General features: G+C 62.3%; 20 protein-coding genes. 12 read left to right on the forward strand and 8 right to left on the reverse strand.

The features are described from left to right. Position 1 precedes the first annotated feature (1 nt). On the reverse strand, positions 2-820 hold the full coding sequence (locus BTW07_RS05770; RefSeq protein ID WP_075569217.1) for a GPO family capsid scaffolding protein: 819 nt from the start codon (positions 818-820) through the stop codon (positions 2-4). Between the two features lie 159 nt (positions 821-979). Between BTW07_RS05770 and BTW07_RS05775 the strand changes: the two genes are divergently transcribed. Together BTW07_RS05775 and BTW07_RS05780 are read left to right on the forward strand one after the other, a co-directional pair. Further along, complete coding sequence (locus BTW07_RS05775; protein WP_075569218.1) at positions 980-2,758, forward strand: terminase large subunit domain-containing protein; 1,779 nt, start codon at positions 980-982, stop codon at positions 2,756-2,758. Further along, positions 2,755-3,813 carry a phage portal protein gene (locus BTW07_RS05780; RefSeq protein WP_075569219.1) on the forward strand — a complete coding sequence of 353 codons (1,059 nt, stop codon included), beginning with the start codon at positions 2,755-2,757 and terminating at the stop codon, positions 3,811-3,813. Before BTW07_RS05775 ends, BTW07_RS05780 begins: the two co-directional genes overlap by 4 nt. A 63-nt stretch (positions 3,814-3,876) precedes the next feature. On the opposite strand, the gene BTW07_RS05785 is transcribed toward BTW07_RS05780, so the two are convergent. After that, entirely contained in the window at positions 3,877-4,491 is a 615-nt protein-coding gene (locus BTW07_RS05785) for a DUF4760 domain-containing protein (RefSeq protein WP_075569220.1), read from the reverse strand. 1,190 nt (positions 4,492-5,681) lie between these two features. Then, on the reverse strand, positions 5,682-5,804 hold the full coding sequence (locus tag BTW07_RS20260; RefSeq protein WP_279626529.1) for a hypothetical protein: 123 nt from the start codon (positions 5,802-5,804) through the stop codon (positions 5,682-5,684). A gap of 192 nt (positions 5,805-5,996) precedes the next feature. On the opposite strand from BTW07_RS20260, the gene BTW07_RS05795 reads away from it, so the two are divergent. Next, on the forward strand, positions 5,997-6,533 hold the full coding sequence (locus tag BTW07_RS05795) for an HPP family protein (protein WP_075569221.1): 537 nt from the start codon (positions 5,997-5,999) through the stop codon (positions 6,531-6,533). A gap of 156 nt (positions 6,534-6,689) precedes the next feature. Further along, a complete protein-coding gene (locus BTW07_RS05800; RefSeq protein ID WP_075569222.1) occupies positions 6,690-7,025 on the forward strand; it encodes a hypothetical protein in 336 nt (111 codons plus the stop codon). A gap of 62 nt (positions 7,026-7,087) precedes the next feature. Here BTW07_RS05800 and BTW07_RS05805 read toward each other — a convergent pair whose 3' ends face one another. Continuing rightward, positions 7,088-7,354, reverse strand: a complete 267-nt coding sequence (locus tag BTW07_RS05805; protein WP_075569223.1) for a hypothetical protein — start codon at positions 7,352-7,354, stop codon at positions 7,088-7,090. A gap of 421 nt (positions 7,355-7,775) precedes the next feature. Between BTW07_RS05805 and thpD the strand changes: the two genes are divergently transcribed. Further along, the gene (thpD, locus tag BTW07_RS05810; protein ID WP_075569224.1) at positions 7,776-8,726 is read left to right on the forward strand and encodes an ectoine hydroxylase; all 951 of its coding nucleotides are present in this window, start codon (positions 7,776-7,778) and stop codon (positions 8,724-8,726) included. Positions 8,727-8,931: 205 nt separating this feature from the next. Beyond that, positions 8,932-9,594 (forward strand): fumarylacetoacetate hydrolase family protein, encoded by a 663-nt coding sequence (locus BTW07_RS05815; protein ID WP_075569225.1) that lies wholly within the window; start codon positions 8,932-8,934, stop codon positions 9,592-9,594. 77 nt (positions 9,595-9,671) lie between these two features. Here BTW07_RS05815 and speA read toward each other — a convergent pair whose 3' ends face one another. The 3 genes from speA to BTW07_RS05830 form a co-directional block, all read right to left on the reverse strand. After that, positions 9,672-11,582 carry a biosynthetic arginine decarboxylase gene (gene speA, locus BTW07_RS05820; RefSeq protein ID WP_075569226.1) on the reverse strand — a complete coding sequence of 637 codons (1,911 nt, stop codon included), beginning with the start codon at positions 11,580-11,582 and terminating at the stop codon, positions 9,672-9,674. 184 nt (positions 11,583-11,766) lie between these two features. Next, entirely contained in the window at positions 11,767-12,723 is a 957-nt protein-coding gene (locus BTW07_RS05825; RefSeq protein ID WP_075569227.1) for a homoserine kinase, read from the reverse strand. Positions 12,724-12,888: 165 nt separating this feature from the next. Beyond that, complete coding sequence (locus BTW07_RS05830) at positions 12,889-13,194, reverse strand: DUF2782 domain-containing protein (RefSeq protein ID WP_244158313.1); 306 nt, start codon at positions 13,192-13,194, stop codon at positions 12,889-12,891. 243 nt (positions 13,195-13,437) lie between these two features. Between BTW07_RS05830 and polA the strand changes: the two genes are divergently transcribed. The 3 genes from polA (at position 13,438) to nadA (ending at position 18,803) form a co-directional block, all read left to right on the forward strand. Continuing rightward, positions 13,438-16,215: a DNA polymerase I gene (gene polA, locus BTW07_RS05835; protein WP_075569303.1), complete on the forward strand. Its 2,778-nt coding sequence runs from the start codon at positions 13,438-13,440 to the stop codon at positions 16,213-16,215. Between the two features lie 109 nt (positions 16,216-16,324). Continuing rightward, on the forward strand, positions 16,325-17,740 hold the full coding sequence (gene gndA / locus BTW07_RS05840; RefSeq protein WP_075569229.1) for an NADP-dependent phosphogluconate dehydrogenase: 1,416 nt from the start codon (positions 16,325-16,327) through the stop codon (positions 17,738-17,740). Positions 17,741-17,753: 13 nt separating this feature from the next. Continuing rightward, complete coding sequence (gene nadA, locus BTW07_RS05845; RefSeq protein ID WP_075569230.1) at positions 17,754-18,803, forward strand: quinolinate synthase NadA; 1,050 nt, start codon at positions 17,754-17,756, stop codon at positions 18,801-18,803. 72 nt (positions 18,804-18,875) lie between these two features. On the opposite strand, the gene BTW07_RS05850 is transcribed toward nadA, so the two are convergent. Continuing rightward, a complete protein-coding gene (locus BTW07_RS05850; RefSeq protein WP_075569231.1) occupies positions 18,876-19,649 on the reverse strand; it encodes a MipA/OmpV family protein in 774 nt (257 codons plus the stop codon). A 328-nt stretch (positions 19,650-19,977) separates the two neighbouring features. Between BTW07_RS05850 and BTW07_RS05855 the strand changes: the two genes are divergently transcribed. Genes BTW07_RS05855 through BTW07_RS05865 form a run of 3 tightly spaced genes read left to right on the forward strand, consistent with a single transcriptional unit; the run spans position 19,978 to position 23,901 of the window. After that, the gene (locus BTW07_RS05855; RefSeq protein ID WP_075569232.1) at positions 19,978-20,670 is read left to right on the forward strand and encodes a (2Fe-2S)-binding protein; all 693 of its coding nucleotides are present in this window, start codon (positions 19,978-19,980) and stop codon (positions 20,668-20,670) included. Beyond that, positions 20,667-21,653 carry an FAD binding domain-containing protein gene (locus BTW07_RS05860; protein WP_075569233.1) on the forward strand — a complete coding sequence of 329 codons (987 nt, stop codon included), beginning with the start codon at positions 20,667-20,669 and terminating at the stop codon, positions 21,651-21,653. Before BTW07_RS05855 ends, BTW07_RS05860 begins: the two co-directional genes overlap by 4 nt. A gap of 22 nt (positions 21,654-21,675) precedes the next feature. Next, entirely contained in the window at positions 21,676-23,901 is a 2,226-nt protein-coding gene (locus BTW07_RS05865) for a xanthine dehydrogenase family protein molybdopterin-binding subunit (RefSeq protein WP_075569234.1), read from the forward strand. Positions 23,902-24,015 lie beyond the last annotated feature (114 nt).

The raw sequence follows: 24,015 nt of genomic DNA on the forward strand, positions 1-24,015 counted from the left end.
CTTAGCAGTCAGTCAGTTCGGTACCGCCGTTGCCGCCGAGAGCGAGCGAGCGGAGCGGTTGGTCGGGAGTGTTGTCGAGCGTGTTGAACAGCCCGTCGAGCTTAGTGCGCGTCTCTTCGTGCGCGGTTTGCAGCTCCGAAAAGGCTTCGGCCGTGGGGCGCTGGGCGATATCTGCCTCGAGTGCCGCGTGGCGCTGAACGAAGAGCCCCAGCGTCTGCTCGAGATCGGTGCGGAATGCGGAGAAGCCTTGGTTCGTCTTGGCGTCATGCTTTTTGAACAGCGCCGAGACGCGCTCCATCAGTGATGGGCCTGTGTCTGCCGGCGGCTCGACGTAGCCGTCGAGGTCGGTTTCCACGGCCGCGGAGAAGAGGTTCTCTCGGCGCGCCTTGCGGCTGGCAATCGGCGATGCATCGCCGGCGCTGGCGCTGAACTGAAGCATCTGCGTTCCCAGCGATGCCGGGTTATCGGTGACGGCCAAGCCAACCAGGTAGGGCTCGCCAGTGCCGGCAAAATCCGGATCGACTTCCATCGACGAATAGACTTTCTGGCGCAGCTTGTTCAGCGCCTTGAGTTCCTCGGTCGGGTCGATTTCGGCATGAAGTTGAATCTTGCCAGCGTCGTTTTTCTCGGCCTTGAGCGCTGTCACGTCGCCGTACGCCTTGAACGGGCTATCGGGAAGCACGCCTTTGATGTGTTCGAGATTGACGCGGCATCCGTAGGTCTTCGGGTCGAAGTTCGCGGCCATCTTCTCGAGCCAATCGGCCGGAATCTGACGGCCGTCGGTGGTGGCGCCTTCAGTTGCGATAACGTGCCAGGGCATGGGGTTTCCTCAGCGGTGAGCTTGGCGAAGTCGGTTTCGGTGCAAAGTGCGGTCAGGTTCCGCGCCGACTCTCATTCGCTCAACCAAGCCGCGTTGTAGATTCGCGATCTACAACGCGCGCGCCGATGGCGACGTCTAGCGCGCGGGTACGCTGGCCGCATGACGACGACAGCCCCCGACACTCTCGATTCCCCACGACTCACGGCCCGCCACTTGTACTGGCAGGGCTGGCGCGTCGCGCGTATTGCCGAATACATCGACGTGAAAGCGGCCACCGTTCACAGCTGGAAAGACCGCGATGGCTGGGAAGAGGCGAGCCCGACCCAGCGCGTCGAAGGCGCGCTCGAGTCGCGGCTTGTCCAACTGATCGGGAAGGAGAAGAAGTCGCCCGGCGACTTCAAGGAGATCGATCTACTCGGCCGGCAAATCGAGCGCCTGGCGCGGGTGCACCGGTATCAGGAAACGGGGAAGGAGGGCGATCTCAATCCGAATATCGCCGCGCGCAATGCCGGCGAGAAGCGCAAGCCGAAGCGAAACGCGCTGACCGAGGAACAGTTCGAAGCGCTGGAAATGGCGTTCCTCGAGTCGCTTTTCGAGTACCAGCGCCAATGGCTACGTGCCGGCGAAAAGCACCGGATCCGCAACATCCTGAAGAGCCGTCAGATCGGCGCAACGTTCTACTTCGCCCGCGAGGCCATCGTCGATGCGTTCAAAACGGGGAAGAACAAGATATTCCTCAGCGCCTCGAAGGCTCAGGCCCATATCTTCAAGCAGTACATCATTCAGTTCGTCAAAGAGACGTGCGACGTCGAGCTGAAAGGCGATCCGATCGTTCTCGACAATGGCGCGCAGTTGCACTTCCTCGGCACGAATTCGAAGACCGCCCAGGGCTATCACGGCGACGTCTATCTCGATGAATACTTCTGGATCCACGGGTTCGAGCAGTTCCGGAAAGTCGCCTCGGCGATGGCGACGCACAAGCAGTGGCGGCAGACCTATTTTTCGACGCCGTCATCGATCGCGCACGAGGCGTACACGTTCTGGACGGGCGAGCGGATCAACAAGCGGCGCAAGAAAGCCGACCGGGTCGACATCGACGTGAGCCATGCCGCGCTCGCCGACGGTGCGCTGTGCGGTGACCGGCAGTGGAAGCAGATTGTCACCGTCCATGATGCCGAAGCCGGCGGATGCAACCTGTTCGATGTCGAGGATCTGCAGTTCGAGTACAGCGCCGACGAGTTCGCGAACCTGTTCGAGTGCGAGTTCGTCGATGACAGCCAATCCGCGTTCCCGCTGGGCGTCATGCACGGCTGCATGGTCGATGCCTGGGAAGAGTGGGAGAGCGTCTATCGACCCTATGCACCGAGGCCGGTCGGTGACCGTGGTGTCTGGATCGGTTACGACCCGACCGGGCGCAACGAAGATGGCGACGGGGCGGGTTTGGTCGTGGTGTTGCCCGCGCAAGCGGCAGGGGAGAAGCATCGGATTCTCGAGCGGCACCGGCTCAAGGGGCAGGACTACGAAGAGCAGGCGGCGTTCATCCGCAAGTTCGCCGACAAGTACGACATCGACCACATCGGTATCGACACCACCGGGATCGGCGCGGCGGTGGCCGAGCATGTCGAGAAGTGGTTCCCGCTCGTCACGCGGTATCACTACACCGTCGAGCTCAAGACTCAGATGGTGCTGCAGGCCCAGCAGATCATCCGCAAGGACCGTCTCGAATTCGACGCCGGTTGGGTGGATCTCGCCCAGTCGTTCATGGCGATCAAGAAACAGCTTACGGCCAGCGGCCGTCAGTTCACCTACGTATCCGGGCGCAACGCACAGACCGGCCACGCGGATCTCGCGTGGGCGACGATGCACGCCCTGCACTTCGAACCGATCGACGGCCCGGCCGGCGAAACCAGCGAATCAATGATGGAGTTCTTCGAATGAGCGAGCCAGTCGCCGCCAAGCCACGCGTCCGCGTGCCCGCGATCATGGGGCAGTCTAGCGAGCCAGCCCGGGCCGAAGCATTCAGCTTTGGCGATCCGGAGCCTGTCACCACCATGCGCGATGTGTTCTATGAGGGCGTCTGGCTCTCGCCGAACGAGTGGTACGAGCCGCCGGTACCGTTCGACGTCCTCTCGAAGAGCTACCGCGCCACCGCTCACCATGGATCCGCGCTGCAGGTGAAACGGAACATCCTGCTTCGAACCTTCAAACCGCACCCGCTGCTGAATCGCCAGACGTTCAGCGCGCTGGCCCTCGATCATCTGGTGTTCGGCAACTGCTACCTCGAAGAGATTCGCGGCCGGCTCGGGCGGCTGCTCGAGCTGCAACGTCGTCCGGCGAAGTACATGCGTCGCGGCAACCAGAATCGCTATTTCTGGGTACCGGACTGGGTGAACAAAGCCGAACTGCCCGAGGGTCGGACGATTCATCTGATGGAGCCTGACATTGACCAGCAGGTCTACGGTCTGCCCGACTACCTGGGCTCGCTGCAGTCGGCATGGCTCAACGAGAGCGCGACACTGTTCCGGCGCCGGTACTACCTCAACGGCTCGCATGCCGGGTTCATCATGTACGTGAACGACGAGGCGCACGACAAAAAGGATATCGACGCGATGCGCACTGCGCTCAAGGAGTCGAAGGGCGTCGGCAACTTCAAGAACCTGTTCATGTACGCGCCGAAGGGCAAGAAGGACGGCGTCCAGATCATCCCGGTATCGGAGGTGGCCGCGAAGGACGAGTTCTGGCACATCAAGAACATCACCCGCGACGATCAGTTGGCCGGTCATCGGATCCCGCCGCAGCTGATGGGCATCATCCCGAGCAACACGGGCGGGTTCGGTGACGTCGAGAAGGCCGCCCGGGTATTCGTGGCCAACGAGCTCGAGCCACTGCAGCAAACCATGCTCGAGATCAACGAGCGGGTAGGGGAAGAGGTGGTGAGGTTCCGGCCGTACTCACTCGAAGAGGCCCAGGCCGACGACCCGCCGATCCGGTAGCACCAGCGTCAACACCGACCAAGACAGCCGCCCATCCGGGCGGTTATCGATTGAGCCTTGGCATTATGAACCTTGATTCATTTTTCTAGCAATCTTGTCAAGATGAAGCTTTATACTCAAATGCTCTTTCTCGATTTGCTCGAACTCTTCGTGGTCGGTTTTTTTGAGCTCATTAGCACGTTTCTTACACCACCGCTCAGCTAGCCAAACAAAATTGTTGAAAAACTTGGGGTTTTTCTTTCGTCTTTCATTTATATAAGGATGAAAATCTCTGTAAATGAAATATACAGTTGAGCCGTGGCAGTTGTATAAAAAATCTTCATCGTAAACATTCTTTTTTATTGCGTTTGCGCACCGCTCCCACTCATTACAAATTACGTTTAGTGCTTTAGCGGTCTCTTCGCCAGAACATTCATCTTTGCCTAGTCTTTTAAGTTCTTCTAGGTTGCCGCGAACTTCTCTTATCTTATGCCAGCTATCACTGACCTCTTGGTTATGCTTGTAAGTAGCCTGGAAGTCCAGCGAGTTTTTTTCCCTTGACAGCTCCCGCTGTTTCGCAATTGTTCTAGTGGTGAATATAGCTGCTAGTAAGCCCGTCAATATCGTCGAATAAAATGTAGGGTGCTCAATCGCGAGATTGTACATGATCGATTTTAAAGCTTCGTAGAAATCACCCATCAGATCCACTCACATACGTGTTGCTTATATTTAGGCATAAAAAAAGGGGCTCGAAAGCCCCTCGAACTGGATTTAGAGAATTAGGACACGCCCCAATCCTCATCGGATACGCCCCAATCTTCATCGAATGCGATCATGTAAGACATAGTCTTTTCTCCAGTTTTGAGGGCATTTCTACGACCAAAAAATCCTAGTCGTTGCGGATAGCTTAGCCGCCTACCCAGTATAGTATTTCCCGGCAAATGTAGGAACCACTGCATCGGGTCCCTAATGACGGGTCCGTCACTATAGTGCCTTTTCTTGGGGTGGATCAAGTGCCACATCGCCCGGGAACCGGGTATTCGTTGGTCGATTTTGCATAACCTATTGAATTTTTGGGTTTCGTAGACGAGGTCAACTTTCTGACGTAACCCAGTACTCGAGGCCCAGCCTCGCGACATAGTCAGCGCCGCGCCCGCGCTAGCTGTGCTCTCAATTCAGGGATTCATGGCGCGGTCGGCCCAACGACATGCTCCCGCTACTTCTGATTCAGGCCCTACCCGCTTTACGCATTGCCTATTGTGCCTCTCGAAGGCTATGCATGCACACCGATCGCCACCGTACCCCAAGGCGCGCGATCAGCACCCCGCCCCGCCCGCGCGCTAAAGGGGGCGAAAATTATGCGCTCATGCAGAAGGGTGGAAGCCGCGCCAGCACTGGGCGCGGTGGGGGTTATAAGGAGGCGATCTTTTATGCGGATTTATGCAAAATGGTGGCTTATCCACACCCGGTAAGCCATCTTGCTCCTGAGAAAACGAGGCCTAGCGCAGATCGACGTGCGACGCGGCCACTTCATTGATCTACTCATGGTGCATTGTTGGTACAGTCGGTGTGCCAAAAAGCGACCACCGGCGACTTGTCAGGTTAGCGGTCAAGGACCATGAATACTGATCCCGTCAGCTGTAGCCCGCATTTCTCGGCATAGTGCACTTGCATTCGTAATGCGTAGGTCGGTGGTTCGAGTCCACTTACCGGCACCAGGTTTTCCCTCGTTGTTAATCACTTACGTACATCCCCAATACCGCTTTCAGCGGTTTTTTCGTGTCTGGCCTCTATTTCGTCAACAAAGTGTTGGTATCGGATTTGGCCTCCTGCCAGCCTGCTCTCCTTGACCTTGCTTGCGCTCTACTTGGCACCTCGGCTTTCCAGCATTAGACCCAATGCGATGTGTAGCGGATGTCGGTGCTCTCGATATGGTACCCGGCGAACATCCGCCGGATGTCGGGGTGGTCGTTGAGGCTGATGATCGCCTTGCCCTTGAGCTTATCGATCACCTCTGCCGTCTGCTCGTACTCTTCGATGCCAAATGGAATGCCATATCCCTCGGTCTGCCAGTAGGGCGATAAACCGTAGCAGCGAGAATCAGGCTGCAGCGTCGCACGCTAAATCCATCGCCAAACGCCATTTGGTGAGATCGTCACCCGGTGGCAAGATAGCGCTCCTTTTTTACCGGCTTTGGCACCACGATGGTCAAACGATATCTCGGCAAGATGAAGGGCTCGCCACCGAGCCGACCGGCACCGGACTGGCGCGATGCGATCTGGTCCTGGCTGGGGGCGTTTCTGGGTATGGCCGGCGTGGGTTGGCTGAGCTCGCAGTCGCTCCAGGCGCACGCATTGTTGATGGTCGGCTCCTTCGGCGCGACCTCGGTGCTGCTCTACGCGGCGCCGGAAAGCCCGCTGGCCCAGCCGCGCAACGTGCTGTTCGGCAATGTGCTGTCGGCGCTGTGCGGTGTGCTGGTGTGGAAACTGCTGGGCGATAGCTGGATCGCGGCGGCGGTGGCGGTCTCCACCTCCATCCTGCTCATGCAGATGACCCATACGCTCCATCCGCCGGGCGGCGCGACGGCGTTGATCGCGGTGATCGGCTCTCAGGAGCTGCACACGCTGGGCTGGTCCTACGCGTTCTTTCCGGTGGCGACCGGCTGTGTGCTGATGGTGCTGATCGCGGTGCTGATCAACAATCTGGCGCGGCATCGGCGCTACCCGCTGCACTGGTGGTAAACCCGCTCTCTTCACGGGGGCTCACGCTTCTCGCATTCCCGGTATGACACCTTTCAGGCGGCGGCGGGGCGTGGCTCTCTCTACACTCGGGGTTTTCGTCACGATTTCCGTTCGAGCGGCGGGTCGACACTGGCGGATCGACAAGGCGGGGATGCCATGAAAACCCTCGGATACTGCATGACCGTTGTCTGCGTGATGAACGCAAGCCTGATGGGAAGCGTTGCCTGGGGCAGTGGGGCGGACGCGCAAGCGCCGATGAACTGCGCCAATTTCCGCTGCCACTTCGGGGATGTGCCCAAGGCCGCCCCGCCTCTGATCGCCGCGCCCTTCGTCTCGTTCTATCGGGACGAGGTGGTCAAGCCGATGCGGCCTTATCACGACTGGGAGCCCACGGCACGCAAGTTGCCGAATGCTCGCGCTGGCAGGCGAAACGTTGCCGGGCAAGCGGATAAAGCGCGCGGTAATGAAGAGACGTCGTTATCGAAACATTGAGGGGCACGCGAGTTGCCCGACGCTGACACTTTGCGCCACTGATGCTTTTGCAGCGCCGACGCTCAGGCGGCGTTGGCGCGATCCTGCCGCAACCGTTCCTTTCTGGAAGGGTGCCTTTCATCCCGGCTGTTGCTATCTCGACTACTGCTATCCCTGCTGTTTCTATCCCGATTCAGGGCGATCATGGTGTTTTCCAGGTCGGCCGAATAGCACTTGAACGCGGTGCAGTTGGCGCAGCGAATCTGCTGTATCTCCTCGGCGCGCACCGGGAGGAAGAACTGGTCGTGATCGCAGATCGAACAGGTGAGATCGAGCGTGACGCGAATCATGGCGCATCCCCTGAAGGTTGAGGAAGAAACGGCGAGGGCGGGAGAAGCGCATGGCCGCCGCCTGGCGGCCGTAGTGTGGCGTCGCCGTATGACCCGATGATGAAAGCGCCATTCGGGATCGGGTCGGCATGAGATTGGGTCTGACGACAATTCGGCATTAATTGATTTACGTTATCGTGGCCGTGATCGGTGACTGTCACCGTGAACACCCTCTGGAAAGGCGCCGGCGATTCAGACTGTCGGAGTATTGAAATTCCCGAACGCTTTTCTAGGATGAGTATCCCTTTGGAAGATAACTGAGGATCCTTTGACCCTTTCCTAAGCAAGTTTAGTGCGACGCACTATCGCAAAGCACTATCCCTTTAGTGCATCGCACGTAGGACTGGATCTGAACCCTGATCACAAACTTGGAGGTGATTGGATGTCAGTACAGACCGCATCCCCCAAAACTCGAGACGCCACGTGGACGAAGCAGGATCGCTATCCGACACGTTTACGCCAGCCGCAGGAAGCGCTCTGGCAGCCGCGTCAAGAGGAGGTCGTCAAGGGCCGCCATCTCGATGGCCCGTTGAGCGACGCTCAGTTGAACCGTTTCGAACGCGACGGTTTCCTTTTCGAGCCCAATTTTCTGGGCGAGTCCGAACTCGACGAGTTGCGGAAAGAGCTCGCGATCATGCTCGACCGGGACGACTTCCGTGATCGCGACTTCTCGATCACCGAGCCGCAGAGCCACGAGATCCGCTCGCTGTTCGCGATCCACCATCTGTCCCGGCGCTACGATGAACTGGCGAAAGACGAGCGCCTGATGGGCCGTGCGCGACAGATCGTCGGCGGCGACGTCTACGTGCACCAGTCGCGCATCAACTACAAGCCCGGCTTTCACGGCAAGGGCTTCAACTGGCACTCGGACTTCGAGACCTGGCACGCCGAAGACGGCATGCCGGAGATGCATGCCGTCAGCGCCTCCATCGTGTTGACGGATAACCATCATTTCAACGGCCCGCTGATGCTGATTCCCGGTTCGCACAAGGTGTTCGTGCACTGCCTGGGCGAGACGCCGGACGACAACCACAAGCAGTCGCTGAAGCAGCAGGAGCTCGGCGTGCCGAGCAACGATGCGCTGCGCGAGTTGATCAAGCAACGCGGCATCGAAGCGCCGACCGGCGCCGCCGGCGGGCTGCTGCTGTTCGATTGCAACGCGCTGCATGGTTCCAATGCCAACATGTCGCCGGACCCGCGCAGCAATGCGTTCTTCGTCTACAACCGTCGCGACAATGCCTGCGTGCAGCCTTTCGGCGCCAGAAAGCAGCGTCCGTCGTTCCTGGCGCATCAGCCGGACGAGGTGTGGACACCGCAGCAGGACACGCACTGAGCTGGCGCCTGGCGGTGGTGCCGAGAGTCATTGAACGTCAGTGACTCCCGGCTGGCCGGGCAGATGCCACAAGCCGCCGTTGGAGGTAGACTCGATGAGTTGCCGCCAGCGGCGGCTTTTTTGCGTCAAGCGGTTCGATTGTCTTGGAAGCTGGGTTTCCATTTAGAGATTCTCAACGGTCATCGCCATTGCTCTGGAGTTCGACATGCCTTTCACCACCCGATTCATCGACGGTCTCGAGACCGGTCTGCCGCTGGGCAAGATCCTCTGCGTGGGGCGCAACTACGCCGAACACGCCAAGGAGCTCAACAACCCGGTTCCTCAGTCGCCTATCCTGTTCATCAAGCCATCGACCAGCGCCGTCGAGCTGGAAGACCCGATCGAGCGCCAGTTCGCGCATGGTGAGGTTCATTTCGAGACGGAACTGGCACTGCTGATCGGCGAGCGCATGAGCGAAGTGAGCGCAGACGAGGCGATGAGCGGCGTGATCGGGGCGGGGCTGGCGCTGGATCTGACGCTGCGCGACGTGCAATCCCAGCTCAAGGAGAAAGGGCATCCGTGGGAACGGGCCAAGGCCTTCGACGGTGCCTGCCCGATCTCGCGCTTCGTACCGGTGGAGGGCGATGTCGACTGGAACGCGGTCACCTTCCATCTCGATATCAATGGCAAGCGCCAGCAGAGCGGCCAGACCAGCGATATGCTCTTCGCCATTCCGGCGCTGCTCGAGGAGATGACCCGCACCTTCACGCTCGAGCCGGGCGACGTGATCCTGACCGGCACGCCGGCGGGTGTCGGCCAGCTGCCACGCGACGCCGTGCTGGGGCTGTCGCTATCGCTGGGGCTGGATGTCGGTACGCGCACGCGCTAGGTTCGGCGAAGAGCAAAAAAACCGCGACGATGTCGCGGTTTTTTCGTTTCGGGGCAAGCCGATGATGTCGCGGCCCATCACTCCAGGTAGGTATAGCCGCTGAGGCCCTCCGACAGTTCGTTCACGAACAGCTCGCGCTCCTCGACGGACAGGGAGCTGGCGATCAGTTGCTCGGTAAGTTTCTGCTTGAGCGCTTCGGCATCGAAGTTGACGTAGCCGAGCACATCGGCGACGGCATCACCCTGCTGGACGTGAGAAAGGCGCCATTCGCCGTTCTCGTCGAGGGCCACGTCGACCGAGTCGGTGTCGCCGAACAGGTTGTGCAGGTCGCCGAGAATCTCCTGATACGCGCCGACCAGAAACAGCCCGATGAGCTTGTCGTCGTCGTCGTCCCACTCCGGCAGCGGCAGCGTGCTCTCGAGCCCCTGGCCGTCGACGTAGAGATCGATCCGGCCGTCGGAATCGCAGGTGATGTCCTGAATCACGCCACGCCGGGTCGGTTCGCGATCCAGGCCGGTCAGCGGCAGCACCGGGAAGACCTGATCGATCCCCCAGACGTCCGGCAGCGACTGGAACAGCGAGAAGTTGGCGAACAGCTTGTCGGCGAGCTTTTCGGCCAGTTCGTCGGCGATTTCCCGATGCGCGCGATTACGGTTGTCGAGACGCTTGTGCAGGCGCTGGCAGGCGGCGAAATAGACCGACTCGCCCTCGGCGCGGGCATGCATGTTGGCCAGCCCCAGCACGAAACGATCCTGCAGTTCGCCGACCGCCTGGACCACATCGTGGTAGGCCTCGACCAGATCGCGCGGTTCGCGCATGCCTTCGAGCCGGTCGTAGACGCGCCACAGCTCGGCGACGTGGGCATCGCCCTCGACCCGACGCTCCGGCTCGATATGGCCCAGGCGCTCCTCGCCGATCACGTTGGTGACCAGCACCGCGTGATGCGCGGTCAGCGCGCGGCCGGATTCCGAGATCAACTGTGGGTGCGGCAGGTTGTGGGTCTCGCAGATCTGGCGGAAGGCCCACACCACGTTGGTGGCGTACTCCTGCATCGAATAGTTGATCGAGCAGAAGCTTTGCGAGCGGGTGCCTTCGTAATCCACGCCGAGGCCACCGCCGACATCCACCGTATCGATCGGCGCGCCGAGTTCGCGCAGGCTGTGATAGAAGCGGGCGCATTCGCGCAGCCCCCGCTGGATATCGCGAATATTGGCGATTTGCGAGCCGAGGTGGAAGTGCACCAGCTGCAGGCAATCCAGCGCGTCTGCCTTGCGCAGGCGTTCGGTGATCGCCAGCAGCTGGCTGGCGGTGAGGCCGAACTTGGACTTTTCGCCGCCGGTATCCTGCCACTTGCCCTTGCCCACGGAAGAGAGCCGCGCACGCAGACCGATGCGCGGTTTGACCTTGAGGTTTTCGGCCTCTTCCAGAATCAGGCTCAGCTCCGAGTACTTCTCGACCACCAGATAGACCTTGTGGCCCAGCTTCTCGCCCATCAATGCGAGACGAATGTACTCGCGATCCTTGTAGCCGTTGCAGACGATCAGCGACGAGCCTTCGTCGCCGGAAAGGGCGAGAACCGCCATCAGTTCCGGCTTGCTGCCCGCTTCCAGCCCGACACGACCGCGACCGCGCTCCTGGGTGGCGAGAATCTCCTCGACCACGCGGCGCTGCTGGTTGACCTTGATCGGATAGACCGCCGTGTAGCTGCTCTGGTAATCCTCCTCCTTCATCGCGTGATCGAAGGCCATGCAGAGCTGTTCGACGCGATCGTGAAGAATGTCGATGAAGCGCACCAGCACCGGCAGGCGCAGCCCGGCGTCGCGCAGGCGATCGACCAGGGTGTCGAGTACCAGTGTCGGGCCGGGAACTTCACTGCCCAGCGGGCGGACCAGCGTGCGGCCCTCGTCATCGACATCGAAATAGCCGCTGCCCCACTGATCGATATTGTAGGTACGGCGAGCCCGTGCAGCGGGTGAAGGATTCGTCATGACGCTCTCCGGTCGGCCGGCAACAAAACAGAAAACAGATAGCCCCCGGCGTGAATGGTGACGAAAAGGCCGGGAACGCGAATGGCGCGCATTATGACGGCGCGGGAACGCTACGACCACTGAATGTCAGGGAAAAGCTAGTCGAAAGTCGCCATCGGTAAAGCCTTTGAGGTGAAAACCACGATCATTCGCCGGCGAGGGGCAGCGCCGGCACGCGGCCGTCGAGCCGTCTGCCCAGCAACATGCGAAAGCGCGCCGGGTCGTGGGGCGTGATGTCGTGGGCCGGCGGATCGACATGGATCACCAGCAGCCGCGACAGCCAGTAGCGCAGCGCCGTCAGCCGCAGCATGTTCGGCCACAGCTTTCGTTCCTGCTCGGTCAGCGGGCGATGCGCGAGATAGGCGCCGAGGATGGCGGCGTAGCGCGCCTCGTCGATGTCGCCGTCGGCATCGCTGGTCCAGTCGTTGATCACGATCGCCAGATCGAACAGCAGATCGCCGGTGCAGCCATTGTAGAAGTCGATGATGCCGCCGAGCCGGTCGCCGTCATAGAGCGTGTTATCCCGGAACAGGTCGCCGTGGATCGCACCCTGCGGCAACGCGATATCGGCGAACGCCTGGGCATGGCCGGCAATCTCGCGGCTCATCAGCGCTTGGTCGTCGTCCGACAGAAACGGCAGCACTTCGCGATGACGCCGCGTGAGCCAGTCGAGATCCCGCGGATTGGCACGTTCGCCGGTGAAGTGCTGCGAGGCCTGATGCATCCGACCCAGGGTATCGCCGAGTGCGGCACACTGAACCAGGTTCGGGGCGCTGGGGTGGCTGCCCGGCATGCGCGGAAACAGCAGGGCGGGGCGGCCGGCCAGGCGCTGCAGCGCGACGCCGTCGCGATCGTGAACCGGACCCGGCACCGGCAGCTGTCGCTCGGCCAGGTAATCCAGCAGTTCGACGAAGAACGGCAGATCCTCGAATCCCCCCTGTTCGAACAGCGTCAGTACCCAGTCGTTCTGGTCGGTGGTGACGAAGAAGGTGCTGTTCTCGGTGCCCTGCGGCACGCCCTTGAGCGTCTGCAGGCGGCCGACGGTGTAGCGTTCGAGAAACTCGGCGACCTGATCGTCGCTCAACGGGGTGAATACGGCCATGGGATCTCGGAGTCTGGGGCGGACATTAGTGATAAAAAACCGCTGATGAAAAACCGCAGGATGAAAAAGCAGCGCGCATTGTAGCGGCTAGCGGAGCGCGCTCCCACCGGCTATTGGCTACCGGGCAGACGCCGCGTTCGATGTCCAGGCGCCCCGCGCTCGTCGTCAATCGTTCTGAACCCAGTCGGGGACCGGCACGCTGGGCGCGTCGACGCGCTTGAAGTCGCCGTCGCCATTGTCGTCGTAGAGAAAATAGATGGCGCCCTTGTCGTTGCCACCGCCGGGGACGATACGAATCGCATAGAGCTTGCCGTTGACGCGGTACTCGTCGATCGTGCGCTGACCGTCGTGGTGGGAGGTAATGCTGGGCCGCACCGCGGACTGGGCCAGGGCAGGCAACGAGACGCCGCCGACCAGCAGCGCCGTCAGCAGGACGGGCAGCCACAGCTTCATTCGTGGCCATGAGGTCATTGGCGACCACGAGTTCGTTCGCGACCACATTCTCATCGCAGACTCCTTCGCTCGCTGTGGGTTGGGGATCCACCGGGATCTGACCGGAACCTGAATCGTCCCATTGTATCGCGTTCCCCCGGCCGGACGCATGATCCGGTTGATGGCCCGATGCCCGACCGACGCATCGACCGATGCCCTGACGCCGAGCCGTGGCTTGCGTATCATGTGGGCATCGAAAGCCAGCCACGGATCACGCAGCTCATGGCAGATGCCCCCATCGTCCTCGTCGACGGATCGTCCTATCTCTACCGCGCCTTTCACGCGCTGCCGCCGCTCTCCACCTCCGACGGGCAGCCGACCGGCGCTGTGCGCGGGGTGCTCTCGATGCTCAAGAGCCTGATCAAGCAGTACCCGCAGAGCCCCATGGCGGTGGTGTTCGACGCCAAGGGCAAGACCTTCCGCGACGAGATCTACGCCGAGTACAAGGCCCACCGCCCGCCGATGCCGGACGACCTTCGCCCGCAGGTCGAGCCGCTGCACGACTGCGTCCGCGCGCTCGGCCTGCCGCTTTTGTGCATCGAAGGCGTCGAGGCGGATGACGTGATCGGCACGCTGGCACGACTGGCCACCGAATCCGGCCGCGACGCGGTGATCTCCACCGGCGACAAGGACATGGCCCAGCTGGTCAATCAGCACATCACCCTGGTCAACACCATGAAGGGCGAGACGCTCGACGTTGCCGGCGTCGAGGCCAAGTTCGGCATTCCGCCCTCGTTGATCATCGATTATCTGGCGCTGATGGGTGACAAGGTCGACAACATTCCCGGCGTCCCCGGCGTCGGTGGCAAGACGGCGCTGGGGCTGCTGCAGGGCATCGGTGGGGGGCTGGATGCGATCTATGCCGACCTGGAAAAAGTCACGACGTTGAGTTTTCGTGGCGCCAAGACGATGCCGAAAAAGCTGGAGGAGAACCGCGAGCAGGCCTTCCTTTCCTACCAGCTGGCGACGATCAAGACCGACTGCGAGCTGCCGGTGGGGCTCGACGACCTGCATCTGGCCGAACCCGATCGCGAGGTACTGAAGTCGCTCTATCAGCGGCTCGAGTTCAAGAACTGGCTGACCGAACTGCTAGAGGGCCGGGACGAAGGCGTTGATGATGTGGGGGCCGAGAACGCCGGCACATCGGAAATCGACGAAGACGTGACGCTGGCCAAGCCGGCACGTCACGACCAGACGCTGCTGACCCAGGCGGAATTCGACGCCTGGCTCGAACGGCTGACAGCCAGCGACGCGTTCTGTTTCGATCTCGAGACCACCAGTCTCAACTACATGGAAGCCGATATCGTCGGTATCGGCCTGTCGCTGGTACCCGGCGAGGCGGCCTACATCCCGGTCGGCCACGACTATCTCGACGCGCCGGCGCAGCTCGACCGAACGGCGGTACTGGCGGCGCTCAAGCCGCTGCTGGAAGATCCGGCGATCGCCAAGATCGGCCAGAATCTCAAGTACGATATCTCGGTGCTGGCGCGCTATCAGATTCGGGTCGCCGGCGCGTTGAACGACACCATGCTCGAATCCTACGTGCTGAACTCTACCGCCACCCGGCATGACATGGATTCGCTGGCGCTCAAGTATCTCGGCGAGAAGACCATCAGCTTCGTGGATATCGCCGGCAAGGGCGTCAAGCAGCTGACCTTCAACCAGATCGCGCTCGAAGAAGCCGTGCCCTACGCCTGCGAGGACGTCGATATCACCCTGCGCCTGCACCAGGCGTTGCGGCCCAAGGTGGAGGAAGCCGGACGTCTGGCCGAGGTGCTCGATACCCTCGAGCGGCCGCTGATTCCGGTGCTCTCGCATATCGAGCGCAATGGCGTGGCGCTGGACGCCACGCGCCTGCACACCCAGAGCCAGGAGCTCGAAGGACGCATTCGCGAGCTGGAGCGTGAGGCGTTCGAGCTCGCCGGCAAGGAGTTCAACCTCGGTTCGCCCAAGCAGCTGGCGGAGATTCTGTTCGAGGAGCAGAAGATCCCGGTGATCAAGAAGACCCCCAAGGGGGCGCCGAGCACGGCGGAAGCGGTGCTCGAGGAGCTGGCGCTGGACTTCCCGCTGCCCAAGCTGATCATGTCGCATCGCGGCATGACCAAGCTCAAGTCGACCTATACCGACAAATTGCCGCGGCTGGTCAATCCGATGACCGGCCGGCTGCACACCAGCTACCACCAGGCGGTGACGGCGACCGGGCGGCTGTCGTCGTCCGACCCGAACCTGCAGAACATCCCGATCCGAACGGAAGAGGGCCGCAAGATCCGTCAGGCGTTCGTGGCCCGCGACGGCTACCGGATCGTCGCGGCGGACTACTCGCAGATCGAGCTGCGAATCATGGCGCATCTTTCCGACGACAAGGGACTGCTGGACGCCTTCGCCAACGATCGCGACATTCACGTCGCTACCGCCGCCGAGGTCTTCGGCGTCGCGCTGGACAAGGTCACCACCGATCAGCGCCGCAGCGCCAAGGCGATCAACTTCGGCCTGATCTACGGCATGAGCGCCTGGGGTCTCTCCAGGCAGCTGCATATCGAGGCCAAGCAGGCCAAGGTCTATATCGATCGCTACTTCGACCGTTATCCGGGCGTCGCCAGGTTCATGGACAACATCCGCGCCCAGGCCGGCGAAGACGGCTTCGTCGAGACCGTGTTCGGTCGGCGCCTCTATCTGCCGGAGATCAAGGCCCAGAACCACGCCCGGCGTCAGGCCGCCGAGCGCACCGCGATCAACGCGCCGATGCAGGGCACCGCCGCGGATATCATCAAGCTGGCGATGATCGACGTGCATCATTGGCTCAACCCGGCCCAGGGGCAGGCGGCGTTCGACGCCTGGATGGTGATGCAGGTTCACGATGAACTGGTGTTCGAGGTCAAGGAGAGCCAGACGCAGGACTTCCTCGGCGCCATCAGTGGGCGGATGCAGAACGCCGCCCAGCTCAACGTGCCGCTGATCGTGGAGGCCAACAGTGGGGCGAACTGGGACGAAGCGCACTGAAACCTGCGCCCGGCTGCCTTACACTGGTTCGACCTGTACGGATTCGACTTACATTGACGTATCGTTTATCGCCGCGTGACGGCTTTATTTTCGCAAGGAGCACAAGGTAATGGCCAAACAGCAAATCGGTGTCGTCGGCATGGCCGTCATGGGACGCAATCTGGCGCTCAACATCGAGAGCCGCGACTACACGGTGTCGATCTTCAACCGCTCGCGGGAGAAGACCGATGAAGTGATGCAGGAAAATCCCGACAGCAAGCTGGTGCCGTTCTACAGCGTCGAGGAGTTCGTCGCGTCGCTGGAAACGCCGCGCCGCATCCTGCTGATGGTCAAGGCGGGCGATGCCACCGACAAGACGATCGCGTCGCTGACGCCGCATCTGGACCAGGGCGATATCCTCATCGACGGCGGCAACACCCCGTTCGAGGACACCATCCGGCGCAACAAGGAGCTCTCGGAAGCGGGCTTCAACTTCATCGGCACCGGTGTCTCTGGTGGCGAGGAGGGCGCGCTGAAAGGCCCGTCGATCATGCCGGGCGGTCAGAAGGAAGCCTACGACATGGTGGCGCCGATCCTCGAGGAGATCGCGGCGCGCGCCGACGACGGCGAGCCCTGCGTGGCCTATGTCGGCCCGGATGGCGCCGGCCACTACGTCAAGATGGTCCACAACGGCATCGAATACGGCGACATGCAGCTGATCAGTGAAGCCTACGCGATCCTCAAGGGCTCGCTGGGGCTGTCGAACGCCGAGCTGGCCGATATCTTCAGCGACTGGAACGAAGGCGAACTCGACAGCTACCTGATCGATATCACCGCCAGGATCTTCACCAAGAAGGATGACCAGAGCGACCAGGACGTGGTCGACATCATCCTCGACTCCGCGGGCCAGAAGGGCACCGGCAAGTGGACCAGCAAGAGCGCGCTGGATCTCGGCGTGCCGCTGCCGCTGATCACCGAGTCGGTCTTCGCGCGCTTCATCTCGGCGCTGAAGGACGAGCGTGTCGAAGCCGCCAAGGTGCTGAAAGGGCCGGCGGAGACGCCGCTCCAGGGCGACAAGGCCGAGTTCATCGAGAAGGTGCGCAAGGCGCTGTTCTTCAGCAAGATCGCCTCCTACGCCCAGGGCTTCGCCCAGATGCGCGCGGCGTCCGAGCAGTACGACTGGAATCTCGACTACGGCGAGGTCGCCAAGCTGTTCCGCGCCGGCTGCATCATCCGCGCCCGCTTCCTGCAGAAGATCACCGACGCCTACCAGGAGAACCCCGAGCTCAAGAACCTGCTGATGGCGCCGTACTTCGGCGAGATCGCCGGCAACTATCAATCGGCGCTTCGGGACGTGATCTCTCATGCGGTCCAGAACGGCATCCCGGTACCCACGTTCTCCTCCGCGATCGCCTACTACGATAGCTATCGCAGCGAGAAACTGCCAGCCAACCTGATCCAGGCCCAGCGCGACTTCTTTGGCGCCCACACCTACAAGCGTGTCGATCGGGAAGGGACGTTCCACACCCAGTGGCTGCAGGACTGACGGAGACGAAGCGATGGCGGAGCTGGAACGGGATCGGGTTCGCGAGCACTTGGCGGGTAACACGCCGCCGACGCTCGACGATAGTGCCCGAGCGCACTATCGGGCGCGTATCGCGGCGCAGTTGAAGGCGCGTAATGCGGTACTGGTGGCGCACTACTACACCGATCCCGAGATCCAGGCGCTGGCGGAAGCCACCGGCGGCTGCGTGGCGGATTCACTCGAAATGGCGCGCTTCGGCAAGGATCACCCGGCGACGACGCTGATCGTCGCCGGCGTGCGTTTCATGGGCGAGACCGCCAAGATCCTGAGCCCGGAAAAACGGGTGCTGATGCCGACGCTGGAAGCGACCTGCTCGCTCGATATCGGCTGTCCGGCCGATGCCTTTTCCGACTTCTGCGACCAGCAGCCGGATCGCACCGTGGTGGTCTACGCCAATACGTCTGCGGCGGTGAAGGCGCGCGCCGACTGGGTCGTGACGTCTTCCATCGCGGTCGAGCTGATCGACCATCTCGACCGGCAGGGCGAAAAGATCCTGTGGGCGCCGGACCGCCATTTGGGCAACTACGTCCGCGAGCGCACCGGTGCCGACGTACTCTGCTGGGACGGCGAGTGCATCGTCCACGACGAGTTCAAGGCGCAGGGCATTCTCGATCTCAAGGCGCTGCATCCGGAGGCCGCGGTGCTCGTGCATCCGGAATCACCGGCGTCGGTGGTGGAAATCGCCGACGTAGTAGGTTCCACCTCACAATTGATTGTCGCCGCGCAGAAGCTCGACAACCCCAGTTTCATCGTCGCCACCGACCGCGGCATCTTCTACAAGATGCAGCAACTGATGCCCGGCAAGACCTTCATGGCCGCGCCCACGGCGGGCAACGGTGCGACGTGTCGCAGTTGCGCCAACTGTCCGTGGATGGCGATGAACGGGCTCGAGAACACGCTGGCGGTGCTGGAAGACGCCAACGGCTGCGGTCAGGAAATCCACGTCGATGCCGCCATCGCCGCGCGAGCCCTCGTGCCGCTCGATCGCATGCTCGAGTTCGGGGCCGAACTCAAACGCCGTTAGGCTTTTTACGCTGGAAAACGACAGCGCCCGCTCCGGCTGACACCGGGGCGGGCGCTTTTATGTCTCTACGATTTAGAAGTGGTAGTTGATGAATGCTCCCGCCCGCCACTGGGTCGAATCGCCGAGATCATCGACGATTGGGCTGTCAGCGGCGTCGCCGGTCAGGCGTGAGACGCCGACCAGACCCGTGATCGACCACTGCCGGGTGAGGTAATAGCTGAGCGAGGCGTCGCCACCGATGGCGAAATAGCCGTCATCCGGATCATAGGCATCGATACCGGAGCGCGCGCTCTCGCCGCGCGAGACGCCGAACAGGTCGTCCGTCCAGGCGGCGCTGGTGTACTCGAAGCGCGGTCCGATGGTAAAGGCCGCACGCTCACCGAGTTTGGTGACGTGAGTCGCCTTGAACTTGACGCGGTAGCCGTCGACATCGCCGGTGAACGGCGTTTCCGCAGCTGCGCTGTAGCGCCACGCGTCATCGAGATAGCTCACGCGCAGCCCGGCGGTGGCGCCGCCGTCGACCTTGTCGAGGTCATCGATGTCGCCGGTGTCGTCACGCCCGAAGGTGTAGCCGATGAACGGTGCGACCTTCCAGTTGTCCTGCTTGATCACGTTCCAGCCGATACCGTCGGTGACGCTGACGAAGAAGGTATCGCCGTAAGTGGCATCCAGTGTCGGCCAGGGGTTCCATTCGTAATCGTCGCTGCCCAGATAGTCCGGGCTGTAGATCGCCCCGGCGCCGACAGTGCCTTCCCACTCGGGCTGTGCGGCGAGGACCGCCGAGCTGATAGCGACACTGCCTGCGGCAAGCGCGAGCTGCCAGGCCAATTTCCGTGAATCGATCATGTCTTTCATCCTTGCGGCGGACTCGGGAGATGGCGAAAACATACGGCAGTGTAGGTAAAAAGGCTAGTCGTGGAAAACGCCGTTCTTCATGCCCATTTCTCCGCAATCGCGGTGGGATACTCCTGAATCCGCCGGCGGGCTTTGCACCGCCTGGTTTCCTCCCCTACGGTGAAAAAGTCTCCGTCGCCTGACACGACGGCGTCTACCGACTTCCCGGCCAGCGAATTCTCGCTGCCTTCGTCGCCTCGCGCTGCGAGGCGCACCCGATCCGAACGATACCGATAGCCATAACGAAAACGACCGGGCAGAAACTGATGAGGACGATTCCATGGACGATAACCAGCGTTCGAGTTCGAGCGTAGCCATCTACGATCCCGACGATCACGCGGCGCAACCGAGTTCGCCCGCCCGCCGTCGCTTCTTGCAGACGGCCGGTATCTCCGGCTTGGCAGTGGCGGCGGCACCGGCGCTCTCCCAGGTGAGCTACGCCGGCTCGCCGGACCAGCCGGCAACGCAGACCGATGCGCCACCTGCCGAGGGGAAAAAGCGCATCACGCTCACCGTCAACGGCCAGCGCCAGCAACTAGACGTGACGCCCAACGTGATTCTGCTCGATGCGCTGCGTCACGGGCTCGAGCTGACCGGCACCAAGAAGGGCTGCGACCACGGCCAATGCGGTGCCTGCACGATCCTGGTCAACGGCTCTGCGATCAATTCGTGTCTGAGTCTGGCGGTCACCCATGACGGTGACGAGATCACCACCGTCGAAGGGCTGGAGAAGAACGGCCAGTCGCATCCCATTCAGCAGGCGTTTCTCGAGCACGATGCCTACCAGTGTGGCTACTGCACGGCGGGTCAGATGATGAGCGCGGTGGCGATCCTCCAGGATGATGACATCGGCAAGAGTGACGCTGACGTGCGCGAGGCGATGAGCGGCAATATCTGCCGCTGCGGCGCCTACAAGAACATCGTGGCGGCGATCCAGTCAGCTCGAGGCGCCGTGAAGGGAGGCAACGCATGAGACATTTCGAATACGCCCGCGCCGACAGCGCGCAGCAGGCGGTGGCGGCTCACGGCAGCGACCGCGAGATCTCCTTTCTCGCCGGCGGTACGACGCTGCTGGATCTGGTCAAGCTCGACGTCATGCAGCCCGACAAGATCGTCGACATCAACGGTGTCGCCCTCGACGAGATCGAGCGACTCGACGATGGCCGCCTGCGTATCGGCGCGATGGTGACCAACACCGCCCTGGCGCGGGACAAGCGCGTGGTCGATGACTACGCCGTGCTGTCCCAGGCGCTACTGGCGGGTGCGTCGACGCAGCTGCGCAACAAGGCCACCACCGGCGGCAACGTCATGCAGCGGGTGCGCTGTCCCTATTTCCGCGATGGGGTTTCCGACTGCAACAAGCGCGAGCCCGGCAGCGGCTGCGCGGCGATCGGCGGCGTCAACCGCACCGTTCACGCCGTGCTGGGCACCAGCGACGCCTGCATCGCCACGCATCCCTCGGACATGTGCGTGGCGATGGCCGCGATCGGCGCCACCGTCGAGGTTCAGGGGCCGGAAGGCGCGCGCGAGATCGACTTCGCCGACTTTCATCTGCTGCCCGGCAAGACGCCGGCGCGAGAGCACGCGCTGGAACCGGGTGAGCTGATCACCCACGTCGTTCTCGACGCGCCGCTCGAGGGCAGCCGCTCGGCCTATCTCAAGCTGCGCGACCGCCAGTCCTATCAGTTCGCCCTCGCCTCCAGCGCGGTGATCGTGCGGATGGATGGCGACACCATTGCGGATGCCCGCGTGGCCATGGGCGGCGTGGGTACCAAGCCGTGGCGCGCGCCGGAGGTGGAAGCGGCGCTGAAGGGCAGGGCCGCGAGCGAGCAGCTCTTTGCCGATGCCGCCAAGCTCGCTTTCGAGAATGCCATCGCCTACGCCCACAACGGCTACAAGATTCCGCTCGGCCAGCAGGCCATCGTGCGCAATCTTTCCGACCTGACCGCCGCCTGATCGCTTGCGAGGAGAATCGAACATGAGCGACAAACAGCAAAGCATCATCGGTGCGGGTGTGCCGCGTATCGACGGCCCGGACAAGCTCTCCGGCCGCGCCAACTATGCAGCCGACAACCTGCCGCCCAATCTGGCCTACGGCTACGGCGTCTTCAGCACCATCGCCAGTGGCAAGGTTTCGCAGTTGAGCGTCGACGAAGCCCGCAAGATGCCCGGCGTCGTCGATATCTTCCACCACAGCCACTTCCCGACGCTGTACCACACGCCATCGAGCTTCGCCCAGGGCAACAAGGTCGAGGAGACCCGGCTGCCGTTCGAGGACGAACGCGTCTACTACGAAGGGCAGTTCGTGGCACTGGTGATCGCAGACACCTTCGAGAATGCGCGAGCGGCGGCGCGGCGGGTCAAGGTGACTTACTCGACCGACCAGGCCGTGGCCAATCTCGACCAGGGCGTCGAGGCCAACGGCACCCAGGCCGGCAGCGGCAATCATGATCGCGGAGACGCGGCCTCGGCGTTCGATAGCGCGGCGGCCACCATCGATGTGACCTACCGCACGCCGGTGGAGACCCACAATCCGATGGAGATGCACGCTTCCACCGCCTGGTGGGACGACGAGCATCTGACGATCTTCGATGCCTCCCAGGGCGTGGTGGTGGCGCGCAACGCGCTCTCCAAGATCTTCGCCATGCCGCCGGAGCGGATCACCGTGCACGCGCCCTACATCGGCTCCGGTTTCGGCAGCAAGCTGTGGACCTGGCCGCACGCCATCGCCACGGCGGCGGTGTCCCGGGAACTCGGGCGTCCGGTACAGCTCGTCGTGCCGCGTCAGCAAATGTTCACCACCACCGGGCATCGGCCGGAAACGCGTCAGCGCCTGCGCCTGGCGACGGACGGGAACGGCAAGCTGGTGTCGCTGCGTCATGAAGCGATCAACACCACGTCCTATACCGATCAGTACGTCGAGACCTGCGGCAGCGTGACCAAGAGTCTCTACCGCTGTCCTAACCTTACGGTCAGCCACGAAACCACCCAGGTGAATCGCGGCACGCCGACCTCGATGCGCGCACCGGGCGCCGCGCCGGGGCTGTTCGCACTGGAATCGGCGATCGACGAGATGGCTGACGCTGCCGGTGTCGACCCGGTGCAGTTCCGGCTCGACAACTACGCCGAGCGCGACGAGAGCCAGGATCTGGATTTCTCCAGCAACCATATCGTCGAAGCGACGAACCGGGCGGCGGAGAAGTTTGGCTGGGCCGACCGCAATCCCGAGATCGGCAGCATGCGCAAGGGGCGTGAGATCGTCGGCTACGGCATGGCCGCGTGCAACTGGGAAGCGCTGAAGCGTCCATGCGACGCGCGGGTCTCGATCCGTGCCGACGGTACGGCGTTTGCCTCCTGCGCCACCCAGGATATCGGCACCGGCACTTACACCATCGTCGCCCAGGCGGTCAGCGACGTGACCGGCATCCCCATCGATCGCATCACCGTCAAGCTGGGGGACTCCTCCTATCCGGACGGGCCGGTTTCCGGCGGCTCCTGGGCGACGGCGACCACGCTGCCGGCCATCGCCGGGGCGGCGCGCAAGGCGCTCGACGAGATCAAGCGCTATGCCACCGGCAGCAATGGCGTCTTCGCCGGGGCGTCCGGCGACGATCTGGAAGTCGCGGACGGCGGCCTGCGCAGCGCCGACGGCAAGCTGGTGAGCTTTGCCGACATTCTGGAAGCCGGTCGCTACGGCAGCGCCGATGGGGAAGCGCATACCGAGGCGGCCGATTCGAAATACTCCTACCGCTCCTTCGGCGCCCACTTCGTCGAGGTGCGCTGGGATCCGGGTATCTCGCATCTGCGGGTGGCGCGGGTGGTCAGCGCCATCGACGTGGGCCGCGTGATCAACGAAACCACCGCGCGCAATCAGGTCGAAGGCGCCGTGGTGATGGGCATCGGCATGGGCCTGTTCGAAGCGACCGAATATGACCAGCGCAACGCCCGCCCGGTCAACAACGACTACGCCGAATACGTGGTGCCGGTGCACGCCGACCAGCCGGAAATCGACGTGATCCTGCTCGATCACCCGGATCTGGCGTTCAATGAGTACGGCGCCCGCGGCATCGGCGAGATCGGCGTCACCGGCTTGGCGGCCGCCATCGCCAACGCGGTCCATCACGCCACCGGCAAGCGTATCCGCGAACTGCCGATCACCCTCGACAAGCTGATGGACGACGTGCCCCAGGCACGAAGTGCTTAGTAGATGGAGGCGCGTAATAGATGGATCCGGAGTGCGTAATGAATAAAAAGTTGCGAAGCGTGTAGTAGTAGACAGACAGATAGACCGACGCGAAGCGCTTGGTGTCCAGCGGCA

The organism is Salinicola socius (assembly GCF_001937195.1).
In the GTDB taxonomy this organism is placed as follows: domain Bacteria; phylum Pseudomonadota; class Gammaproteobacteria; order Pseudomonadales; family Halomonadaceae; genus Salinicola; species Salinicola socius.

Bases quoted from the DNA above. Each gene is read 5' to 3' on its own strand.
- BTW07_RS05850 (WP_075569231.1), bottom strand. From the start codon at position 19,649: ATGATCGATTCACGGAAATTGGCCTGGCAGCTCGCGCTTGCCGCAGGC.
- BTW07_RS05860 (WP_075569233.1), top strand. From the start codon at position 20,667: ATGAGACATTTCGAATACGCCCGCGCCGACAGCGCGCAGCAGGCGGTG.
- BTW07_RS05805 (WP_075569223.1), bottom strand. From the start codon at position 7,354: ATGATTCGCGTCACGCTCGATCTCACCTGTTCGATCTGCGATCACGAC.
- BTW07_RS05830 (WP_244158313.1), bottom strand. From the start codon at position 13,194: ATGACCTCATGGCCACGAATGAAGCTGTGGCTGCCCGTCCTGCTGACG.
- polA (WP_075569303.1), top strand. From the start codon at position 13,438: ATGGCAGATGCCCCCATCGTCCTCGTCGACGGATCGTCCTATCTCTAC.
- BTW07_RS05800 (WP_075569222.1), top strand. From the start codon at position 6,690: ATGAAAACCCTCGGATACTGCATGACCGTTGTCTGCGTGATGAACGCA.
- BTW07_RS05775 (WP_075569218.1), top strand. From the start codon at position 980: ATGACGACGACAGCCCCCGACACTCTCGATTCCCCACGACTCACGGCC.
- speA (WP_075569226.1), bottom strand. From the start codon at position 11,582: ATGACGAATCCTTCACCCGCTGCACGGGCTCGCCGTACCTACAATATC.
- BTW07_RS05785 (WP_075569220.1), bottom strand. From the start codon at position 4,491: ATGGGTGATTTCTACGAAGCTTTAAAATCGATCATGTACAATCTCGCG.
- gndA (WP_075569229.1), top strand. From the start codon at position 16,325: ATGGCCAAACAGCAAATCGGTGTCGTCGGCATGGCCGTCATGGGACGC.
- BTW07_RS05815 (WP_075569225.1), top strand. From the start codon at position 8,932: ATGCCTTTCACCACCCGATTCATCGACGGTCTCGAGACCGGTCTGCCG.
- BTW07_RS05825 (WP_075569227.1), bottom strand. From the start codon at position 12,723: ATGGCCGTATTCACCCCGTTGAGCGACGATCAGGTCGCCGAGTTTCTC.
- BTW07_RS05780 (WP_075569219.1), top strand. From the start codon at position 2,755: ATGAGCGAGCCAGTCGCCGCCAAGCCACGCGTCCGCGTGCCCGCGATC.
- BTW07_RS05795 (WP_075569221.1), top strand. From the start codon at position 5,997: ATGGTCAAACGATATCTCGGCAAGATGAAGGGCTCGCCACCGAGCCGA.
- nadA (WP_075569230.1), top strand. From the start codon at position 17,754: ATGGCGGAGCTGGAACGGGATCGGGTTCGCGAGCACTTGGCGGGTAAC.
- BTW07_RS05770 (WP_075569217.1), bottom strand. From the start codon at position 820: ATGCCCTGGCACGTTATCGCAACTGAAGGCGCCACCACCGACGGCCGT.
- BTW07_RS05855 (WP_075569232.1), top strand. From the start codon at position 19,978: ATGGACGATAACCAGCGTTCGAGTTCGAGCGTAGCCATCTACGATCCC.
- BTW07_RS05865 (WP_075569234.1), top strand. From the start codon at position 21,676: ATGAGCGACAAACAGCAAAGCATCATCGGTGCGGGTGTGCCGCGTATC.
- thpD (WP_075569224.1), top strand. From the start codon at position 7,776: ATGTCAGTACAGACCGCATCCCCCAAAACTCGAGACGCCACGTGGACG.